The sequence below is a fragment of the Salinicola sp. MIT1003 genome, from assembly GCF_001858555.1.
Taxonomy (GTDB): Bacteria; Pseudomonadota; Gammaproteobacteria; order Pseudomonadales; family Halomonadaceae; genus Salinicola; species Salinicola salarius.
Window position 1 is genome coordinate 1 of record NZ_MCAP01000045.1, and the last position, 1,414, is coordinate 1,414.

Consider the following 1,414-nt stretch of genomic DNA (forward strand, 5'->3'; position numbering starts at 1 on the left):
GGTAAAAAAGCAAACACCAATGCCGAGCCGGATGGATCTGACTGACACCTACGCCTATACAACACCATGACCGAACTTCCCGACAACATCCTTCACCTGCCGCAATACCAAGTACTGGGCTGCAAATCAACCGACGACGAAATGCACTTCCAGGTGGACGTGCCCGATCCCATCGCCTGCGAGGAATGCGGCGTGCAGGGTGAGTTCGTACGGTTCGGCAAGCGTGACGTTCCCTATCGTGATCTGCCCATCCACGGCAAGCGGGTCACTCTCTGGGTGGTCCGCCGCCGATACACCTGCCGGGCCTGCAAGACAACATTCAGGCCCCAGCTACCGGAGATGGTGGACGGATTCCGTATGACACTGCGGCTGCATGAGTACGTGGAGAAGGAATCCTTCAACCACCCCTACACCTTTGTGGCGGCACAGACCGGCCTGGACGAGAAGACGGTGCGCGACATCTTCAACGCCCGCGCCGAGTTCCTGGGGCGCTGGCACCGCTTCGAGACGCCCCGCATCCTGGGCATTGACGAGCTATACCTGAACAAGCGCTACCGCTGCATTCTGACCAACATTGAGGAGCGAACCCTGCTCGACCTGCTGGCCACCCGCCGCCAGGACGTGGTGACCAACTACCTGATGAAGCTGAAAGACCGGCAGAAGGTCGAGATCGTCAGCATGGACATGTGGAACCCCTACCGGGCAGCGGTCAAGGCTGTGCTGCCCCAGGCCCGTATCGTGGTCGATAAGTTCCATGTGGTGCGCATGGCCAACGATGCCCTAGAGAGAGTGCGCAAGGGCCTCAGAAAGGAGCTGAAACCGTCCCAGAGCCGGACTCTCAAGGGAGACCGGAAAATCCTGCTGAAACGCGCTCACGAAGTCTCAGACCGGGAGCGCCTCATCATGGAGACCTGGACAGGCGCGTTCCCGCAACTGCTGGCCGCCTACGAGCACAAGGAGCGCTTCTACGGCATCTGGGACGCCACCACACGGCTCCAGGCAGAAGCCGCCCTGGACGAGTGGATAGCCACCATCCCGAAGGGCCAAAAGGAAGTCTGGAGCGATCTGGTCAGGGCAGTGGGAAACTGGCGCGAAGAGACCATGACCTACTTCGAGACGGACATGCCCGTCACCAACGCTTACACGGAGTCCATCAACCGACTGGCCAAGGACAAGAACCGTGAAGGGCGCGGTTACTCCTTCGAGGTGATGCGGGCACGAATGCTCTACACCACGAAGCACAAGAAGAAGGCACCGACTGCGAAGGTCTCTCCTTTCTACAAGAAAACCATCGGTTACGGACTGCCGGACTTCGCAGAGGAACTCAACTACGGAGTCGATCTATCAACCATCTGAGGGTGGTATCAGATTGATGGGGTGAAGGTGCCCCATCAACCATTAAATCCGTATACCC

At 58.9% G+C, this 1,414-nt stretch carries 1 protein-coding gene; it reads left to right on the forward strand.

The genetic code is table 11. The features are described from left to right. The first annotated feature begins 66 nt into the window (after positions 1-66). A complete protein-coding gene (locus BC443_RS14260; RefSeq protein WP_004574636.1) occupies positions 67-1,356 on the forward strand; it encodes an ISL3-like element ISPpu12 family transposase in 1,290 nt (429 codons plus the stop codon). The last annotated feature ends 58 nt before the right edge of the window (positions 1,357-1,414 follow it).